Annotated in this window: 18 protein-coding genes and 2 pseudogenes; 7 read left to right on the forward strand and 13 right to left on the reverse strand. The window is 37.9% G+C overall.

Annotation, left to right across the window (positions count from 1 at the left end; translation table 11 throughout):
- Positions 1-36: 36 nt before the first annotated feature.
- Positions 37-1,107, reverse strand: coding sequence for an LPS export ABC transporter permease LptG (gene lptG / locus PF272_RS08850; RefSeq protein WP_271142468.1), 1,071 nt, complete (start codon positions 1,105-1,107; stop codon positions 37-39).
- Between the two features lies 1 nt (position 1,108).
- Entirely contained in the window at positions 1,109-2,209 is a 1,101-nt protein-coding gene (gene lptF, locus PF272_RS08855; protein ID WP_271142469.1) for an LPS export ABC transporter permease LptF, read from the reverse strand.
- Between the two features lie 183 nt (positions 2,210-2,392).
- Between lptF and pepA the strand changes: the two genes are divergently transcribed.
- Positions 2,393-3,898, forward strand: coding sequence for a leucyl aminopeptidase (pepA, locus tag PF272_RS08860; protein ID WP_271142470.1), 1,506 nt, complete (start codon positions 2,393-2,395; stop codon positions 3,896-3,898).
- A gap of 46 nt (positions 3,899-3,944) precedes the next feature.
- Here pepA and folB read toward each other — a convergent pair whose 3' ends face one another.
- On the reverse strand, positions 3,945-4,304 hold the full coding sequence (gene folB, locus PF272_RS08865; protein ID WP_271142471.1) for a dihydroneopterin aldolase: 360 nt from the start codon (positions 4,302-4,304) through the stop codon (positions 3,945-3,947).
- Between the two features lie 96 nt (positions 4,305-4,400).
- Here folB and plsY point away from each other — a divergent pair, with 96 nt between their 5' ends.
- Positions 4,401-5,012, forward strand: coding sequence for a glycerol-3-phosphate 1-O-acyltransferase PlsY (gene plsY, locus PF272_RS08870; protein ID WP_065234281.1), 612 nt, complete (start codon positions 4,401-4,403; stop codon positions 5,010-5,012).
- Here the strand turns inward: plsY and PF272_RS08875 are convergent, their stop codons facing one another.
- The 4 genes from PF272_RS08875 to PF272_RS08890 form a co-directional block, all read right to left on the reverse strand.
- The gene (locus PF272_RS08875) at positions 5,013-5,750 is read right to left on the reverse strand and encodes an energy transducer TonB (protein WP_271142472.1); all 738 of its coding nucleotides are present in this window, start codon (positions 5,748-5,750) and stop codon (positions 5,013-5,015) included.
- On the reverse strand, positions 5,750-6,139 hold the full coding sequence (gene exbD / locus PF272_RS08880) for a TonB system transport protein ExbD (RefSeq protein ID WP_065234283.1): 390 nt from the start codon (positions 6,137-6,139) through the stop codon (positions 5,750-5,752). Before exbD ends, PF272_RS08875 begins: the two co-directional genes overlap by 1 nt.
- A gap of 15 nt (positions 6,140-6,154) precedes the next feature.
- Entirely contained in the window at positions 6,155-6,598 is a 444-nt protein-coding gene (gene exbB / locus PF272_RS08885; RefSeq protein ID WP_065234284.1) for a TonB-system energizer ExbB, read from the reverse strand.
- Positions 6,599-6,673: 75 nt separating this feature from the next.
- A complete protein-coding gene (locus tag PF272_RS08890) occupies positions 6,674-8,626 on the reverse strand; it encodes a TonB-dependent receptor domain-containing protein (protein WP_271142473.1) in 1,953 nt (650 codons plus the stop codon).
- 752 nt (positions 8,627-9,378) lie between these two features.
- Between PF272_RS08890 and csy1 the strand changes: the two are divergent.
- The 4 genes and pseudogenes from csy1 (at position 9,379) to cas6f (ending at position 12,996) form a co-directional block, all read left to right on the forward strand.
- Positions 9,379-10,509, forward strand: a pseudogene (gene csy1 / locus PF272_RS08895) (type I-F CRISPR-associated protein Csy1).
- 8 nt (positions 10,510-10,517) lie between these two features.
- On the forward strand, positions 10,518-11,525 hold the full coding sequence (csy2, locus tag PF272_RS08900) for a type I-F CRISPR-associated protein Csy2 (protein ID WP_271142474.1): 1,008 nt from the start codon (positions 10,518-10,520) through the stop codon (positions 11,523-11,525).
- Positions 11,522-12,517, forward strand: a complete 996-nt coding sequence (gene csy3, locus PF272_RS08905) for a type I-F CRISPR-associated protein Csy3 (protein ID WP_271142475.1) — start codon at positions 11,522-11,524, stop codon at positions 12,515-12,517. The genes csy2 and csy3 overlap by 4 nt, the downstream gene beginning before the upstream one ends.
- Before the next feature lie 2 nt (positions 12,518-12,519).
- A complete protein-coding gene (cas6f, locus tag PF272_RS08910) occupies positions 12,520-12,996 on the forward strand; it encodes a type I-F CRISPR-associated endoribonuclease Cas6/Csy4 (protein WP_271142476.1) in 477 nt (158 codons plus the stop codon).
- Here cas6f and PF272_RS08915 read toward each other — a convergent pair.
- The 5 genes and pseudogenes from PF272_RS08915 to PF272_RS08935 form a co-directional block, all read right to left on the reverse strand.
- Positions 12,988-13,806: an IS3 family transposase gene (locus PF272_RS08915; RefSeq protein ID WP_271142479.1), complete on the reverse strand. Its 819-nt coding sequence runs from the start codon at positions 13,804-13,806 to the stop codon at positions 12,988-12,990. The genes cas6f and PF272_RS08915 overlap by 9 nt on opposite strands.
- 20 nt (positions 13,807-13,826) lie before the next feature.
- Positions 13,827-14,132, reverse strand: coding sequence for a transposase (locus PF272_RS08920; protein WP_271142480.1), 306 nt, complete (start codon positions 14,130-14,132; stop codon positions 13,827-13,829).
- A gap of 39 nt (positions 14,133-14,171) precedes the next feature.
- A pseudogene (locus PF272_RS08925) lies at positions 14,172-15,503 on the reverse strand (TipJ family phage tail tip protein); the annotation flags it as partial.
- A 5-nt stretch (positions 15,504-15,508) separates the two neighbouring features.
- On the reverse strand, positions 15,509-16,159 hold the full coding sequence (locus PF272_RS08930) for a tail assembly protein (RefSeq protein WP_271142477.1): 651 nt from the start codon (positions 16,157-16,159) through the stop codon (positions 15,509-15,511).
- Positions 16,102-16,827 (reverse strand): C40 family peptidase, encoded by a 726-nt coding sequence (locus tag PF272_RS08935; protein ID WP_271142478.1) that lies wholly within the window; start codon positions 16,825-16,827, stop codon positions 16,102-16,104. The genes PF272_RS08930 and PF272_RS08935 overlap by 58 nt, the downstream gene beginning before the upstream one ends.
- A gap of 204 nt (positions 16,828-17,031) precedes the next feature.
- On the opposite strand from PF272_RS08935, the gene PF272_RS08940 reads away from it, so the two are divergent.
- Positions 17,032-17,703: an NYN domain-containing protein gene (locus tag PF272_RS08940; RefSeq protein ID WP_039153723.1), complete on the forward strand. Its 672-nt coding sequence runs from the start codon at positions 17,032-17,034 to the stop codon at positions 17,701-17,703.
- On the opposite strand, the gene PF272_RS08945 is transcribed toward PF272_RS08940, so the two are convergent.
- Positions 17,700-18,416, reverse strand: coding sequence for a phage minor tail protein L (locus tag PF272_RS08945; RefSeq protein ID WP_039161060.1), 717 nt, complete (start codon positions 18,414-18,416; stop codon positions 17,700-17,702). The two genes, PF272_RS08940 and PF272_RS08945, sit on opposite strands and share 4 nt — an antisense overlap.
- Between the last annotated feature and the right edge of the window lie 109 nt (positions 18,417-18,525).

The raw sequence follows: 18,525 nt of genomic DNA on the forward strand, positions 1-18,525 counted from the left end.
AAAAAACGGCACTCTCGGTGCCGTCTTTTCTTTAACTTAGTGCCGTTTATGCACCATTAACCACCAAATAATCACCGCAAAAAAGACACTTGGTGCTAATGACCCAATAATAGGTGGGATACTATAAACTAAGCTTAATGGCCCAAATACCTCATCTAACACATAGAATGTAAAACCACAACAAATCCCTGTCACAACTCGTACACCCGGCGTCACACTACGTAATGGCCCAAAAATAAAAGATAACGCTAACAGCATCATCACGCTAATTGAGATTGGCTGTAAAATCTTACGCCAATAAGTAAGTTCAAATGTTTTCGTATCTTGTCCCGTACTTTTCAGAAATTGAATATATTCTGATAGCCCACTAATCGACAACATACTTGGACGCAACGACACAATTCCCAATTTATCGGGAGTAATACTGGTTTTCCACACTTGGTTTAAATAGTTTTTATTCGTCACTTTATCTTGATCAAGCAACGATTCTGAAACTTGATTAAAACGCCACTGATTATTTTGATAAACCGCACGATTCGCTTGACTTAATTTAACTAAATTACGTTGCTGATCAAATTGATAAATATATACGCCTTCTAATTCATTCTCTTTTGGCACATTTTGAATATAAACAAAATTATTACCATCTTTAGCCCAAACAGAACCTTTTACCGATAATAAAGAACCGCCTGTTAATGACTTATAACGCATTTCCCGAGCAAACTGTTCAGTTTGTGGAATCCCCCATTCCCCTAATGCCATATTTAACACAATCAATGGAATCGCTGTCTTCATTACCGCCATTCCAATTTGGAAACGAGAAAAACCTGAAGCTTGCATAACCACTAATTCACTATTAGATGCTAAAGTGCCTAAGCCAATTAATGCACCTAATAGCGCAGCCATTGGGAAAAAGGTTTCAATATCTTTTGGAATCGTCAATAACGTATAAGCTACCGCTTTTAACGTATCATAACTCCCTTCGCCAATAGCACGAAATTGTTCAACAAATTTGATAATTGCCGATAAGCCAACCAATAAAAATAAAGTAACAAAAATGGTAGCTAAAATAGTTCTACCTATATAACGATCTAAGGCATTAAACATCTTATTTACCTCTTGCTACATTACGTTTAAATGGACGTAACAGTGTAGATCTTACACTGGTGGAGTTCAAAATAATTCCGAGTATTAAGAAAGCGACATTCACTGCAATCATCCAGTGGTGAGCAGCTAATTTGCCATTAATTCCCGCAGTTTTTAATGAACTTTGTAATAAGAAATAGATTAAATAAAGTAAGAGTGCAGGCAACACTTTAGCAAAACGACCTTGGCGTGGATTCACTTTACTTAAAGGAATCGCAATTAACATCATTAAAGGGACAGCCAAAAATAGATTAATCCGCCAAACAATCTCGGCTTTCGCTTTTGCTGAAGAATCTGCTAGCAAGGTATGACTATCTTGCATATCTAAATCGGTTTCATTATTTTGTACCTGATTAAACGTTAAAAACGCTAAGTAATCTGTAAAGTGAGTAATCCGAAATTCGGGCAATGTGGCACTTCCCTCAAAACGCTCACCATTTTTTAACGATAATACTTGTCCGCCATCTTCCGCTGTCGTAAAGGTACCTTGCTCTGCTACCACAACTGAAGGTTTGACTTTCCCCACTTGTTTTGTTTGGAAGAGATAAATATCCGAGAGTTCATCTCCTTTTACTTTCTCAACAAATAGAACAAAATCCCCCTTACTTGAAGTAATAAATTGTCCCGGAGTAATCGCGGATACACTTGGATTTGCTTTTGCATTTTCAACCACATCTACCTGTTTTTTTAATGCCCATGGGGTTAAATATAGTGAATTATACGCAGCAACACTGGCGGTAATTACCGAAAGCAAAATACCAACTTTAATCAGTGCTTCTGGCCCAATTCCACACGCCTGCATTACAGTAATTTCACTTTCGCTATATAAACGCCCTAATGTGAGCAATAACGCTAAGAATAGACTTAATGGCAACATTAATTGTGCCATGGTCGGCATACCTAATCCTAATAGCGGTAAAATCACATCAACAGGCACATTTCCATTAACGGCTGAACCAAGAACTCGCACAAGCTGCTGTGCTAAAAAAATGACGAGTAAAATGAATAAAATAGCCAATTGGCTCTTTAATGTTTCTCTAATTAGATATTTTGTTAAAATCACGTCGTTTGGCCTATGTTTTCTCTCTATTTTTACTTGATTTTTTTACAAAAAACGATACTTTAAAAGACCATTTTATCTAGATGGCGTCGTTATGTTTTTTCCCATAAAACATAATTTACAGCGGCATATAATACCTTGTTTCAATGCCTAACAACAATAGAAATCATAATTAAGGATGTGAATATGGAATTTAGCGTCAAAAATGGCAGTATTGAAAAACAGCGCACCGCTTGCTTAGTCGTTGGTGTATTTGAACCTCGTCGTCTTTCTAGTTCTGCTGAACAGTTAGATATGATTAGTGAAGGCTATATCAGTGCATTATTACGACGTGGCGATATTGAAGGAAAGGTTGGACAAACCTTACTACTACACCATGTACCAAATATCTCTGCCGATCGCATTCTTCTTGTTGGTTGTGGTAAAGAGCGAGAATTAAATGATCGTCAATATAAACAAATTATCCAACAAACAGTAAAAGTGTTAAATGACACTGGCTCAATGGAAGCTGTTTGTTATTTGACAGGTTTACATATCAAAGGACGCAACACCTATTGGAATGTTCGTTTTGCTGTCGAAGCAGCGCAAGAAACACTTTATAGTTTTAATGACTTTAAGAGTATTAAACCTGAAACTCGACGCGAATTGCGTAAAATCGTCTTTAATGTTCCTTCTCGTCGTGAATTACCTTTAGCGGAAAGTGCTATTCAACACGCAGTAGCAATCAGTGCAGGTATTAAAGCAACTAAAGATTTAGCCAATACTCCACCAAATATTTGTACACCCCGTCACCTTGCAGATAAAGCCATTGAGTTAGCACAATCCTATTCGTCCATTCAAAGTCACGTTGTTGATGAACAACAAATGGAAAAATTAGGAATGAAATCCTATTTAGCCGTTTCTCAAGGTGCACGCAATGAAGCCTTTATGTCGATTATTGAATTTAAGAATAACCCTGATCCAAATGCAAAACCGATTGTATTAGTCGGTAAAGGGCTTACTTTTGACTCTGGTGGTATATCAATTAAGCCAGCTGCGGGTATGGACGAAATGAAATATGATATGTGTGGTGCGGCAACAGTTTATGGTGTGATGAAAGCTGTTGCTGAATTAAATTTACCACTCAACATTATTGGTGTTTTAGCAGGTTGTGAAAATATGCCTGGAGGCAATGCTTATCGCCCAGGAGATATTTTAACTACCATGTCTGGTTTAACAGTTGAAGTATTAAATACAGATGCTGAAGGGCGTTTAGTATTATGTGATGCCTTGACTTATGTTGAATGCTTTGAACCAGAAACTGTGATTGATATTGCAACCTTGACTGGCGCTTGCGTTGTTGCCTTAGGTAGTGTCAATAGTGGCTTATTCTCACCAGTCAATACCTTAGCCAATGAGCTTCAAAATGCTGCAGATCTTTCTACTGATAAGGCGTGGCGTTTACCGATGAATGATGAATATAATGAGTTGTTAAAATCTAACTTTGCCGATTTAGCTAATGTAGGTGGGCGCTGGGGAGGCGCTGTCACCGCCGCGTGTTTCTTAGCAAACTTCACCAAAAAATATAATTGGGCGCATTTAGATATTGCAGGAACTGCTTGGCAACAAGGTGCGAATAAAGGAGCGACTGGTCGTCCAGTTTCCTTATTAGTACAATTCTTATTAAATCGTGCCGATATTAAATTTGAATAATCTAAAAATGGGAAAGTGGTTACAACACTTTCCCTTTACTTTTTCTCTACTGAAAAGTTTTCTCTACAACAATCCCTACAGATTTTGCTTGTGCAACTGCATCCGGCTTTCTTAATTTCAAACGAATATGTTTAATCTGAAAATGTTGATGTAATTGCTCAATGACTTCATAGGCTACACGCTCAATTAATAAAAAAGCACGTTTTTCAACATAATTTAGGATAAATTCGCTCACTTCTGCATAATTTAAACAATATTGGACATCGTCTGTCTTCGCAGCTTGCTCACTATCCCAAGTCATCTCAAGATCAAAGATCAGCTTCTGCTTAATTTTTTGTTCCCAATCATAAACGCCAATTTGTGTAAATGCCGTTAATTCTTCAATAAAAATATACTCTTGCGACATTGATGTTTTTTCCTTGTTTAATCAGAAATTCAGATGCTTATCTTATCAATTTTGATACAATACACGAAAGCTAAAATGCGTAAAAAGGAAAATTCTATGAGTTTATTTGCTATTTGTTATATGTTGATTGCCTATTTTATTGGTTCAATTTCTAGCGCAATTATTCTCTGTAAACTTTTCCAACTCCCCGATCCTCGTGAAAATGGTTCTCACAATCCAGGAGCAACTAATGTATTACGTATTGGTGGGCGACTCCCTGCTTTATTCGTTTTAATCTTTGATATTTTAAAAGGTATGCTGCCTGTATGGCTTGGCTACTATTTACACCTTACACAATTTGAGCTTGGTATGGTGGCGTTAGGTGCGTGTTTAGGGCATATTTTCCCAATCTATTATCGTTTTCGTGGTGGAAAAGGCGTTGCAACGGCATTTGGTGCTATCGCCCCTATTGGTTGGTCAGTCGCTGGTTTTATGTTGGGGGTTTGGTTATGTGTCTTTTTAGTAACTGGTTATTCCTCATTAAGTGCTGTCATTGCGGCATTAACCATTCCTTTTTATGTATGGTGGTTTCGACCTGAATTTACCTTTCCGACTGCATTAGTTTGCTGTCTTCTTATCTATCGTCATCATGATAATATTCAACGGTTATGGCGAGGACAAGAAGACAAAATGTGGGATAAACTGAAAAATAAAAATAAGAAAAACTAATTAACGTAACATAAATTTAATTGGAATCTTCTGTTCTGCTGATAAACCAACAGGTCTAGCTCCAACACTTTTCGCTTGGGCCACAGCATCTAACGCTAATTGATCTAACTCCTCATACCCAGAAGAACGATGTAATCGTACATTTTGAATCGAGCCATCTGTCATCAAACTAAATTCAACAACAACTGTCCCTTGACGACGTAACATTCTCGCGCGTTGAGAATAGCGTTTATGTTTCTCGATTTCTCTGCGTAATGCAGAACGATAGGCAGCTAATTCATCACTACTTGCACCTTGCCCTTGTAAATTTAGTTGCTGTGTAGTAACAGGTGCACCCTGTGCTTTAGACTGTATTTGCGGCTGAGGTTTTCGTTGATATTCCCGTTTAATCTGCTCACGTTTGTGATGTTTTCGCTTTTCCACTTTTTTAGGCTGTTCTACCTCTTTTTTAGGTTTTTCCATAACCTGTTTGGTAGTGGGATCGGGAATTATCTCTTTTTTCGGTTCTGGTTCTGGTTTTGGTTCAGGTTTTACAGTTTCTTCTATCGGATCAGGCTCTACTTTTTCTTCTGCAACAACATTTGCTGTCAATAGTTCCATTGAAATTGTTGGTGAGAGCTCCCCACTAACGCTGTTCGCTGTCTGATCATGATCAAACGACCAAACAGCGCCTGCAAATAAAGCACTATAAATAGAAATTGTCACATAAAATGCCGGCTTAGTGTAATGCTTAGGCACTAGTTTGCTCCTTTCTCTTTTGTTGTCACAATTGCTACATTTTTAATTTCATTTTTACCTAATAAATCGGTAATAGTAACAAACTCTTGAAATGTTGCTTCAGAATCTACTTTAAGTGTTACTTTTTGTGTTTTATCCCAAGTTGCGACTTCTTTTTCTAACGCTGCTTTATCGATCGGTTTGTCATTAAAATAGAGTTGCCCATCTTTAGTCACAGTTAATAATTTGGCTAATTCATCAGACTTAAATGCCACTGTACTACTTGCTTTCGGCACATTGACTTTAATCTTTCCCTGTGAAATAAAAGACGCTGTAATTAATACTATTGCCAATAACACCAACATAATGTCTATAAAAGGAATAATATTAATTTCATCAAATTTTTTCATAATTGACTGCCTATACTATTGATGAGTTTGCAAAGATTTCCACTGTAAACGTTTCACTTCTACCTTTCTGCCTAATCCGTTGTAGAACATCATTGATGGAATAGCGACTAAAATCCCCACTGCAGTTGCTTTTAGTGCTAATGAAAGGTGTAACATAATTGCACTTGCATCAATATCTCCGCCAGATTGCCCTAATTGATAAAAAGTTAATAAAATCCCAATTACAGTCCCTAACAAACCAACATAGGGTGCATTAGCGCCAATAGAAGAGATAATCGTAAGATGGCGAGTCAGATCAATTTCTAAATCATGGATATTTTGATACTTTTTAATATCAATTTTATTGAGAAAAAAAATACGCTCAATCACCATCCACACCATCACAAAACTCATTAAAGCTAATAAGCCTAAAATAATGTAATCAATATACTGCTGTAAAAAATTAAATAGGTTATCCATCTTATTTCCTTAAAAAACAAAGAAATATAAGGCGTGGATCAACACACCTTATATTACACTTACACAGAGAATAAATTAGAATTTATATGAAATGGTGAATTTATAATTACGTCCAAGTTCGTTATCTGCTGCACCATAATATTTTGTCGCTTGATCTTTATAAGCCTTATTAAAAATATTATCGACACCAGCAGTTAACTCTAGAGTTGGCAATTGTTTTGGTGACCAACTTGCATAAAGGTTACTAACGGAATAACTTTCTTTATATGATGAATCTTTCTTCGCTCTATGCGTAGTTCTATCAATAGATGCTGTATCCACAGTGATACCTTTCACCCAAATTGTATTCCAACCAAACTCTAACCCATAATCAGGCACAAAATAACTTAGTCCTAATGTATATTTATCGCCAGTATCTGGCAGGGCAGTTAAATTATCAAAACCTAAGAAGGTATCAAGTTGTTCACTTCTAGCTCTTGCATATCCAGCAGAAATAGAAAAATTCTCAATACGATAGCTGGTTGAAACTTCAACCCCTTTTACTAATACTTCGCCAATATCTTGGTAACTACTACCACGTTCTGTAGTAGCGTTGGTATTGAAATGGTTATATTTAGTATGGAAATATTTTGCAGTTAATGAGAAATCATCATTACCTAAAATATTAGGTCTTGCAAAACTAAATCCGACTTCTTTATTATTACCACGAATTGCTTCTAGTGTTGGACTATAACTACGAGAACCACGTAAAACAATTTCACCAGCATCTGGTCCTTTGAAGATTTCTGTATAATTAGCAAATAATGCTAAATCTTCTGTTAATAAATATTTTAAGCCCAATGCTTTAGAAAAACGTTGATAACTCTTATCAAAATTCTTATCTAAGTCAGCTTGATAATAATCATAACGAACACCTGGTGTAATTAAGAAATCACCCACTGCGATCTTATCTTCAAGGTAAACAGAACTACTGTTTACTTTTGTTTGATAGTTATTTTGTGCAGAATTTAATGCTTGTGATTTAGTACTATAATATTCACCACCTACGGTAATACTATGATGTGTACTGCCTAAATCTACTTCTGAAATATTAGATAATGTGCCGCCTACAGTACTGATTTTTGACATTTTAGTACCGTTCATAGAAACTACTGTTGAAGTGTTATATACATTCGCTTTGATGTTTACATAAGGATTATCTTTTGGTGTAAATCCATATCCTAATGTATAAGTTTTACGTAAAATACCAGCAATGCCTTTTGGATCAGTTTCTGCACAACCAAAATTCGCTTTTTGACAGCTTAATGAACTATTATCATAACGTTCTGCGGAAGCTTTCACCCACTGCTCATCGTTGATGTTATATTTAACTTTGAACAAATAGTTGGAAAGTTTACCTTTATTGGCATTCTTCACACCTTCTGCATCTTCTCCATCTTCTTGGTGACGATAATTAAAATAACCTAATACATCTAAACCACCAGAACGACCATAAAGTGTTGTTGCTGCTTGATTTGAATCGGCATTTGTACCATATCCCCATTTAACTTTAGCGCCAAAATTCTCGCCATCAGCAAGTAAATCCGCAGCATCCACGGTTTCAAAACGGATCGCTCCACCTAATGAACCTGCACCTGTTACAACTGAGTTTGACCCCACATCCACATTAACACGCTTCAAAATATCAGGATCAATCCCATAATTTCCTGCATGGTGGAATGCATAACCATTTTGTCTTGCACCATCGACTGTAACAGCTAAATATTCTTCACTCACCCCACGAATGCTATAACGTTGTATTACAGAACGTGCACCATTTACATTCACACCAGGTACAGAACGTAAAATATCCGCAGTAGTTGTTGCTTGACGAACTTTAGCTAAACTCCCTGCGGATAAACTCGCTTTTTGGGGTGAAAGGTTATCACTAACCACTTCTATCGCATCTAAATTATTAGCATCATCTGCAATGGCTATTCCACTGATAAATGCTGCTAGCGGTAATAATACAAATGTTGTTTTCTTCATTGTTAAGTCGCTCCTTAGGTTTAAGTATCAATTATGATTAGTTCCTGTTTTAACAAACGCGAACTATTATTATTAAAATAAAATCTTTTTTCAAGATCATTTTGCGAATTATTATCATTAATATATAAAACCTAATTTATCTGCTGATTTTTTAACAAAGAGAAATGAAATATCATCAAATCTATATGAATAATAACAAGCGGTGAGAAGGCTAGAGTTAACAAGAAAAAACAGTAAAGACATAGAATATAGAGAAAAAAGGAGGCAATTAATTTTACTTAATTGCCTCCTTGAGTAAGGACTACTTGTTCAGTAGTAAGGAACCAATAAAAAATTGATCATTTTCTAAACTATCTGTACGATAGAAAGGCTATTCTTATTAATAAAAATACTTCTATTACATGGAACAGAAAATCTATACTAATTAAAGAACTAATTATTTTCAATCTAGTTTATTAGATATATAAAAACCATGATTAATTTATTTTTTGACTTTTATAAAGTTGCTAAAAATAAAAAAGCGTATATAATGCGAAATATAGAACATCATCATTCACTTAAGAGGTTCTCTATGTTAAGTAATCTTATTCATACCTATCTAACAGATTTATCTACCAAAAAGATAGAAAATGAACGCAAAAAAACTTGCCAAAGCTACTTCCCCAACTGAAATCGCCGAAATAGAGCAGAAAATACAAGAAATACAGCAAAAATATTTACCTGAAAACTGGCTTAATGACGCCGCTAATCGGATGGCAAAACAAATCTCCTTTTCTGCTCATCTCTCTAAACCTATTCACCCAGATTCAAAAGGAAATAATGTCAATTTTAGACAAACCATGTTACACCAATTTGTTGGATCACAACTTGTTTCGAAAAATATTCTTGATGCAAGTGGAAATGCTGGTGCCCTACCTTTAGCCGCATTTTTAAATATGATTATTGATGAAAAAGAGAATTTACGATTACGAGATCTTTTATTGATAGATTCGCCTTTATTAAAAAAGGCTTTTTCCTCAGATGAACAACTATCTGATTTTTACAAACATCAATTTCAAAAGGTATTACTAAATGACATCACAGAACCCATAACTTATGAAAGAAATAAACAACTACTCTGACCAACTGAGCCTGAAAAAATAACTTCCGATCACTATTATTGTCTTATCCCTTTATATCCAACTGTCTTGACACATACTGTTTATAATAAAATCCAACAATTACGCTTCTCCGAAGAAACTAAAATTGCCAAAGAAAATCGTAAAAAAGACAACGATGAAGTTATTCAACAACGTTATGCCACAATCAATGATTTAGCGATTATTAAATTAGGCTCATCCAAACCACAGAACATTTCTCAATTGAATAATCAACAAGGCGGCAAACATTACCTACTCCCTTCTTTACCACCTATTTTTTCCTCATCATATAAATCTACGAACAATACGATTTTTGACAATGATCTCTATTGGCAATGTAAGCCTTTCTTTGATCATTTATTTGAAGTCGTATTAGCAGAAAAAAATATTTATACCGAACGAGATAAACGGAAAGAAGCCATAACCCAAATGATTGAAGCAATCTTCAGTATAGCCAAACTTTACCAGCAACGTCTTCCAGGTTGGAGTAAAGATTATCAATTTATGAACATTAACCAGAAATATTGGTTAGATCCTGAACGAGGAGAACTTGAGTGTGAAGAAAAGTTTAAATCGGAACAAGAAAAAGAGGATTGGCACAATGAAGTCGCTAAACAATTTGCAGGTTGGGTCAATCATCATCTCAAGCAGCGTTTTAAAAGAATTGCCTCCGACTTCTCTGTCCCTGAATTTAATGAATGGCGTAGAATCTTTAAACGCAAATTAAAACAGCAACAACACTAGGAGTTTTTATGTCAGAAGCAAATTTTTATCTCCTGTTTAAACATATCAAAATTCATCAAGCAAATGCTATTTCCAGTCCATTAACTTATGGCTTTCCTGCAATCAATGGTTTTGTTGGAGCGATTCATAACTTAAGCAGAAAAATGCAAAGCTGTTATCCAGAAGTATCATTAAATGGAGTATTAATTGCTTGTCATCATTATGAATTACAAGCTTATCGCTCACACCGATATACAGATTACACCTTTAATCAATCTCGAAATCCATTAAAGAAAGATGGTAATAATGCGCCTATTATTGAAGAAGGAAAAATCCATTTAGATATTCATTTAGTTGTAGAGGTTATGACAACCCAAGACTTTCAAGACACACTGGCTAAGCCTGACAAAGCAGCTGAATTTACCAATTATCTTGCACAATTATTAGCACAACAAAGAATCGCAGGTAGAAGTGTACTAGAAATTCCTACTGTTGAACTATTTAAACCTTCAGCCAGCGATCACATTTTACGCAGTATCCAACCTGCATTTGTATTAATCGATGCCAATAAGCATCTATTAGCCATTACTAAAGAATTACAAACTGGTATCAAACATCATATTGTCAATGATGAAGTGACAATGATGAAAGATGAACAAAATCAGCCACTTTCATCTTTTTATACTGCTAATCCAAATGCGACTGCATTAGATGCGTTACTTGAAATAGCGTGCTTGTATCATATTCCAACTCAATCAGAAAAAAATACAGAATGGAATGTACATAGTGCCAAACAAGAACGTGGTTGGTTAGTTCCTATTCCTATCGGTTATCAAGGTATCTACCCTAAATTTGAGGCAGGAGAACTACAACATAGCCGATCCCCACATTACCCAAATCAATACGTTGAAGTTATTTATGGTTTAGGACAATGGGTATTTCCTTATCATCTTAAAGAAAGATTTAGCCAATATTTCTGGCGTTATACCCATACACAAGAGAATTTATTTTTATTCACTCAAGGAGAAGCACAATGACCAAACTTATTACCGCTACTGTTCTTGCTTTTGAACGTCGTCTAGATATTTCTGATGCTATATTTTTCCAAAAATCGGCATCATCTAATCAATTATTTCCTGTAAAAATTACTGAAAAAGCCGTAAGAGGCACAATTTCTAACCGTCTTAAAAATGCAATTTCTAATGATCCAACAAAATTAGATGCTGAAATTGATAAACCTAATTTACAAACTGTTAATGTTGCTGCTTTAGATCACACTAAAGATACACTGGTTGTACAATGGAGCTGTAAAGTGCTTCCTTTCGCAGGTAAACCAAATGTTTGTAATAATCCTGAATATCAGACTGCGCTTGAAACAACCATACAAGACTATTTGGAAAAAATTGGTACCAAAGAATTATCCTATCGTTATGCTTATAACATTATCAATGGTCGCTGGTTATGGCGTAATCGAATGGGAGCAGAGCATATTAAAATTTCTGTCACCATAGATGATGAAATCCTTGAATTTACTGATGTGAAGCAGCTTTCCTTAAATAACTTTAGTTATCAAGATCCACAATTAACCAAACTTATTGACTATATTGAGAAAGGATTTAAAGGTGAACAATTTATTCTAATTAAAGTAGAGGCTGAAGTAAAAGTTGGTGAAGGACAAGAGGTCTATCCTTCACAAGAGTTAGTGCTTGATAATTCAAACAATAGAAAAAGTAAGATTCTGTATCAAGTAAATGGTATTGCTGGAATGCACTCACAAAAAATTGGCAATGCAATTCGTACCATTGATACTTGGTATGATAATAACGCACAATTCCCTATTCCAGCTGAACCTTATGGTGCAGTAACTAATCTGGGAAAAGCTTTCCGTCAACCTAAACAAAAAATGGATTTCTATTCCCTATTTGATAACTGGATCTTAAATGGAGAAGCACCTAGTTTGGAACAGCAATATTATGTTATTAGTGTTCTAATTCGTGGTGGTGTATTCGGTGCAAGTGGTAAGGAGTAGATATGAGTCAACTCACACACTATATTGAGCTAGAGGCCATTCCACAGCTTGAAATCAAACATTCTGATGTGATGGCTTATGCGATGCAAACACTACATCAACTCCTGCCATTTTTTGATGGCAGGATAGGAATAGGCTTTCCACAATATCAGCAAAATTATGGTTTAGGCTGGAAAATTCGCCTTTTCGGTACTGAAATGGATTTAGATTTTATTGCATTACAGTTAGATCCATTACAAGATTATTTTATAATCAATACAATTACTCCTGTTCCTGAAAAAACAACTGCTGTTCGTTACCAAAGAATCCAACATAAGGGTAATAGTGCATTAAAACGAGCTGAAAAGCGGATGAAAGCAAGAGGTAATTTTTCTGATGCAGTTTTAGAAAATATGCGTCTAAAACAACAGCAGGTAAAAAGATACCCTCATGTATTTTTGAAAAGCGCGAGTACTAAGTGTAGTGATCCACTAAATTAGCAGTCCTTGATAGTTTTTTTTCGCTAAAATTGGCGGCAATCCTTGATTATAGCTATGCGGTCTCACTCTGTTATAGTAAAACACATAACGCTTAATATCTTCCTTAGCTTCTTCTAATGAAGAATAACCGTCTTTTAACATCCATTCATATTTAAAACTTCTAAACCAACGCTCCATCGGCGCATTATCCCAACAATTCCCTCGACGACTCATACTTTGTATCAAACCATGTTGTTTGACACACTGGATAAATGCCTCACTTCCATAAATACTGCCTTGGTCTGAATGAAACAACATCCTCTCCGTTCTTTTCGTTGTCAACATCGCATGATTTAATGCATCAATCACTAACGTTGCATCATGCTGTTTCTGCAATCGCCAACCCACGACTTGACGGTGTGCTAAATTCATCACTATCGCTAAATAATGCCATTCCCCCAGTACTTTCACATAGGTGGTATCACCACATAACACCGTTGTCTCTGAGAACGGATTAAATTGCCGATTTAATACATTATTAAACAATGTGGACGCTTTCTCTGAGGTGCCAGGACGCCAACGTTTTTGTGGCTGTTTACTGACTAATCCCTGTTGTTTCATCAATTTTCGAATTAAGGCTAATCCGACCTCAATCCCCTGACTTTTTAGTCTCGCCTTTAAAGTTCGCTTCCCTGCGGAACCTCGACTTTCCTCAAATAACGCCTTTATCTCTACCGCCAAACCGAAATGGTTATTTGGCTTAGCTTGGCGCTTTCTCTTCGCATAATATGTCCGCTCTGAAAGCGCAAATAACGCACAAACACGTTTTATTCCATACGATTTTAATGTCTTTACCGCTTGGTAGCGTTGCGCTCGAGTGACATGAAAATCGCTGTAGCCTTTTTTAGGATTTCTTTATCCTCTTCGAGAATTTTAATCCGTTGTTCAAGTTCTCGTATCCGTTGTTGCTCCGGCGACAGTGGCTTCGTCCCCGGTAAGACATAGCCTTGTTTTTCGGCTTGGACTTGTTTTATCCAACGACGTAAGGCCGTTTCGCCTATCCCTAATTCTAAACAGGCTTGGGCAACGGAATAACCTTGCTCGGTGACTAATTTTACTGCGGCGACTTTGTAATCTGAGCTAAATGTTCTTTTCATTTTAATATCCTCTTTTTGTGATAGTTTACCACCTATTGAGGACTGCAAAATTAGTGTACCACTACAGTAGGCTTGCCCACGAGAAGTGCAACCAAAGGCTGTCACCTTTTTCACATTCGCACCGTAACGTTTCACCGCCTCATCGTCCGACACATACTCAATTTTTTTCTCGTAAAAATCGTTTTTATCGAGATATTCCACGTGGATAATGTTATGCCGTGCTTTTAACGCGGAGTAGCTGCGCTCAAATTCGCCGTTGACCACATTGGCATTGGTGTAAGTCCACACTGGGTCAGCTGGTCGGTCTTGAATGGCAGTCAGTTGCTGTCCGTTCCACACCGGCATCGCCTGGAAAATGGAAGCGAGATCGTTGATTAAATCATAGGCTTGTCGCTGTTCTGTCAGCCAACAGTTGCAGGTCATTCGTGGCTCTGTGCCGCCAAAGCCGTCCGGCACCAACACATCGCAATATTGCGCAATCGCATACAACGCCCATTTATCCACGTTAAAATCGCCTAAGCGTTGCCCCATTCCGTAGCGTTTGTTGGTTAAGAGGTCGTAAAAAATCCACGCCGGGTTATTCGTCCACGCCACCTTAAAACGCCCATCCCATAAGCCGTTATAACTGCGGTCAATCGGGTTGTAATTGTTTGGCACTTTCACTTTAATGCCACGCACCAAGTAATTCCGCTGTGGAATGTTGGAAAAATACTCTGAATCAAACATAATGCCGGCAAGTGCGGTGTTCGGATAGGCAAATTCGGTATCGATAATTTCGGTGTAGCTTGACCAAATGGTCGCATTCTGTAACCGCTGTTTTTCGCTGTCGGCAGTTAATCGCTCCACTTTGATTTGAAACGGCACTTCTGGCAGATTGTCGATCACCATTTGACGTAAATATTGGCTGCTGTATTTGCCGTTAAAATTGACCGGATATTGCTAATTGCCAACCGTGACCACTAAATCCACACTCGCCGCCACGGTGTCGCCGTTATCTTTTTGTTGAAACAAGCTGCGTACACCAAGCGTTAAACGCAACCTTGTGACTTTGGCATCGGTCACCGTGCGAGTCAGTGCGGTCGTTTGCTTCACTTCAGCACCAACCCCAATTTCACGTTCTGAGGTGTTGAAACCTCGCATAATCGCTTGATCTTGCGAACCGATTGTGCCTTGCAACTCCATATTTTTAAAGTTGTAACTGCCATTAGCGTTCTGTATCGGCGTTTTATCTAGATAGATCGATTTGACATTGTCTTTTAAGCCTTGAATTTCTCCTTCGGAAATCACTTCAACAATTTTAATCCGTTGTTTTGAGCGACCGCTTTCCGGTGCTTCATACGGCGTATGTCCGCCACCGCCACCTTTTCCCATCTTAATTATCCTTTTCTAAATTTGCCTTTCTTCGGTTCGGTTTTCTTTTTCATCTCTTCATTCACATTGTAGGTTTCAATCCCCTGTGAAATGATGAGTGAGCCGGTTAAAATTTCCCCATAAGCTAACGGCACCGGTCGCCCTTGTGCCGACAAATTACCCAAATTGCTAAACGAGGTGGATTGCTTTTTCTCCTGCTCCGTGCCGACACTGCCCATTTTCGGTTGAGGGGCTAACATTTGTGAAATACCGCCCAACAACATTGCCGCACCTAACATTAATGGCATTTGTGCCGCACCGGCTAATAATCCGGTTCCGCCAACCGCTGCCCAGCCTAACGGGTTCCAGAATGCCAAACCGATCAAGGCAACACCTAACACTGCACTGAAAATACCGCCACTTTTCGCCCCTTTAATCACCGGCGTAAGATGCACCACGGCGTTATCGTTTAATTTGTAGAGCATATCTTTTTCCAGCGTTGCGGTGGTGACCAGATGTTCACCAATCCGCACTTTGTAATACCCTTGCTGTAAGGCTTGGCGAAAGCCTTGTAATTGACAACACAATGCTCTAATAGCCTCAGCAGTATCATTAACATCTACATCGAACTTATCGCCAAATCGTTTAAGATGCCCGTAAAGTCTAATTGTTGCCATTGTTGGTATCTCCAAATGCTGTGTGTATGTTTAAGCCAATAACCATCGTATAAATCCCGTTTTGATAAGCGTTGTGGGCTGTGATGTAGCACCCAGTTGTCGCCAACATAAATCGCGGCGTGATTCGGCACATCCGCCCCCACTTGCATTAAAATCACATCACCAAGTTGCGGTTCGTCCACCTGCTCAAAGCCGTGTGTGGCCATATTGTCCAGATAAAGATTGCCTCCCTCGTGCCACCAGTCGTCCGCGCGTGCGAAATCAGGGAAATCCACGCCCGACAACATATAGGCATCACGAAATAGGCTATAACAATCGCTTTCACCGTGAACAAACTCACGCCCTAACAGCGGCTTGATATAACGGAATTTATGCACGCTTTCATTGCAAACCAACCACCAATCCAAACCGGGCTGTAGCTGCATTTGTCGGTCAGCAGTGGATAAAACCGGCGCACCGTTCGGATGAGAGTGCACAATGGCAACAATGCCGTCATAATGATTGGCATTTATATAATCTTCTGCGGCAATCTCGAAAAAGTTTTCCGGATCGTCCGCCACATTGCGACAAGGCAAAAAGCGTTGTTGCTTGCCCTCAAAAACGACAAAACCGCACATTTCGTGCGGTTGTTGTGTTTTGGCGTAAGTGAGGAGTTGTGTATTTAGCATTATTGATATCTTCCTTCTTGTGATAACCCCTTGACAAATAATAACTTATTTAAAAACATAAGATTTTCCTAAATTTTAAATTGACAACCCACCTCATCATCTCTATACTTCCATTCAATCCAACCCTGCAGCAGTACGCTATTGTCACTTATCCAGACATTATGCCGACCCTCAGGGTTTTCTTTTATCTATTAGAGAGAATTTATGTCTACCGCTATTTTGATTGATGGAGCTTATTTCATTAAACGTATCAGACATTTTGAACCTGATAACTACTTCAATGCCCAACGTATTGCTGATCTTGCCGTACGCTGTGCAATGCTACACTTATCTGATAAAACACAAAAAAGAGAATTGTATAGAATCTTTTTCTATGATTGCCCGCCCTTAGAAAAGAAAATGCACAATCCTATTAGTAAAAAGGCAATAGATTTTTCTAAATCCGATGAAGCAAAATTTAGACTTAATTTACACCAGTTCTTATTGAAAAAGCGTAAAGTCGCATTACGACTTGGTGATCTTTCTAAAGCAGCAGAATGGGTGATTAAGCCTCAAATTGAACAACAAATTTTAAAAGGGCAACGCGATTTAACTCAACAGCCTTTGACTGAAGAAGAAGTTATCATCAATACCCGTCAAAAAGGTGTAGATATGAGAATCGGGATCGACATCACTACACTAGCGTTAAAACAACAAGTTGATCAAATTGTGTTAATTGCCGGAGACTCTGATTTTGTTCCTGCTGCCAAATTAGCAAGACGTGAAGGTGTTGATTTTATTTTAGATCCAATGCGACAAAATATTCCTCATCAATTAAATGAACACATCGACGGTTTAAGAAGCACATACTCCTTGAAAAAATCTTCTGAAGATTAACCCACCTTATTAATACTCGGGAAACCTCCGAAATTCAGGGTGTTATTTCGCATTTTGCAGCCGGTTAAACAACGGCTGCATTTGTCCTTTTTCGGGTCGCCGGTCGGCATATCCTTTTCATCCGCCACCGGCGCACCGTTATAACCGCACTCACTGGAACGATAAATCCACGCGCAGGTGTCTGCCATCATCATTCTTGCCGGCAGATAAGCATTGTCGGTTTCGGTCGGCAACGCTAGCGTAAAGGTGGCAACATCCTGTTTTAAACTGCTTAACTGTTCAATGATATAAAGGCTGACCAGTTCTTGTGTTGGATCCGCGTGCGGATTGCCCTCACGAAAATTGACAGCATCAAGATAATGCAGATAGACTTGTCGTCGCCGCACCACTGCCCCTACCGCTTCATTAAAATCTACGGCAATGCCGGTGATTAATCCTAACAGATTGGAAACAGTTAAGGTCGGGCGATTGCTCGGTCCATTGCCGTTTAACTCAAAACCGCCGGCTTTGATCGGATAGGCTTTATAAGTTTGCCCTTGCCACACAATGTCTTGATAACGCTCATTTGTGCCGGCATAGAAGCGATAAATTTCGCCTTGTTCACCTTGTCGGTTCTGCAAACTGCGCATATCCACTTCGTACAGCTCAATCAAAGCATTTTGTTCAATTTTGCTTAATTCCAGCTTAAATGCATTGCTCATTGTTTGTGGCATTATGGCACTTCCTCAAATTCACAACTAAATTCACTATAGGTTTGGTTCATTTCAATGCGCCACTGACCGCATACCACTTTTTTACGACTTTTTGTGAACGGGTCATTAA

Origin of the sequence: Gallibacterium faecale, assembly GCF_027920745.1 — a bacterium.
Taxonomy (GTDB): domain Bacteria; phylum Pseudomonadota; class Gammaproteobacteria; order Enterobacterales; family Pasteurellaceae; genus Gallibacterium; species Gallibacterium faecale.

What these genes read in the sequence shown, in the direction of transcription:
- exbB (WP_065234284.1), bottom strand. Translation starts at nt 6,598, where the DNA reads ATGGATAACCTATTTAATTTTTTACAGCAGTATATTGATTACATTATT.
- csy3 (WP_271142475.1), top strand. Translation starts at nt 11,522, where the DNA reads ATGACCAAACTTATTACCGCTACTGTTCTTGCTTTTGAACGTCGTCTA.
- cas6f (WP_271142476.1), top strand. Translation starts at nt 12,520, where the DNA reads ATGAGTCAACTCACACACTATATTGAGCTAGAGGCCATTCCACAGCTT.
- exbD (WP_065234283.1), bottom strand. Translation starts at nt 6,139, where the DNA reads ATGAAAAAATTTGATGAAATTAATATTATTCCTTTTATAGACATTATG.
- PF272_RS08930 (WP_271142477.1), bottom strand. Translation starts at nt 16,159, where the DNA reads ATGGCAACAATTAGACTTTACGGGCATCTTAAACGATTTGGCGATAAG.
- lptG (WP_271142468.1), bottom strand. Translation starts at nt 1,107, where the DNA reads ATGTTTAATGCCTTAGATCGTTATATAGGTAGAACTATTTTAGCTACC.
- csy2 (WP_271142474.1), top strand. Translation starts at nt 10,518, where the DNA reads ATGTCAGAAGCAAATTTTTATCTCCTGTTTAAACATATCAAAATTCAT.
- PF272_RS08935 (WP_271142478.1), bottom strand. Translation starts at nt 16,827, where the DNA reads ATGCTAAATACACAACTCCTCACTTACGCCAAAACACAACAACCGCAC.
- pepA (WP_271142470.1), top strand. Translation starts at nt 2,393, where the DNA reads ATGGAATTTAGCGTCAAAAATGGCAGTATTGAAAAACAGCGCACCGCT.
- folB (WP_271142471.1), bottom strand. Translation starts at nt 4,304, where the DNA reads ATGTCGCAAGAGTATATTTTTATTGAAGAATTAACGGCATTTACACAA.
- PF272_RS08920 (WP_271142480.1), bottom strand. Translation starts at nt 14,132, where the DNA reads ATGAAAAGAACATTTAGCTCAGATTACAAAGTCGCCGCAGTAAAATTA.
- PF272_RS08945 (WP_039161060.1), bottom strand. Translation starts at nt 18,416, where the DNA reads ATGCCACAAACAATGAGCAATGCATTTAAGCTGGAATTAAGCAAAATT.
- PF272_RS08890 (WP_271142473.1), bottom strand. Translation starts at nt 8,626, where the DNA reads ATGAAGAAAACAACATTTGTATTATTACCGCTAGCAGCATTTATCAGT.
- plsY (WP_065234281.1), top strand. Translation starts at nt 4,401, where the DNA reads ATGAGTTTATTTGCTATTTGTTATATGTTGATTGCCTATTTTATTGGT.
- PF272_RS08940 (WP_039153723.1), top strand. Translation starts at nt 17,032, where the DNA reads ATGTCTACCGCTATTTTGATTGATGGAGCTTATTTCATTAAACGTATC.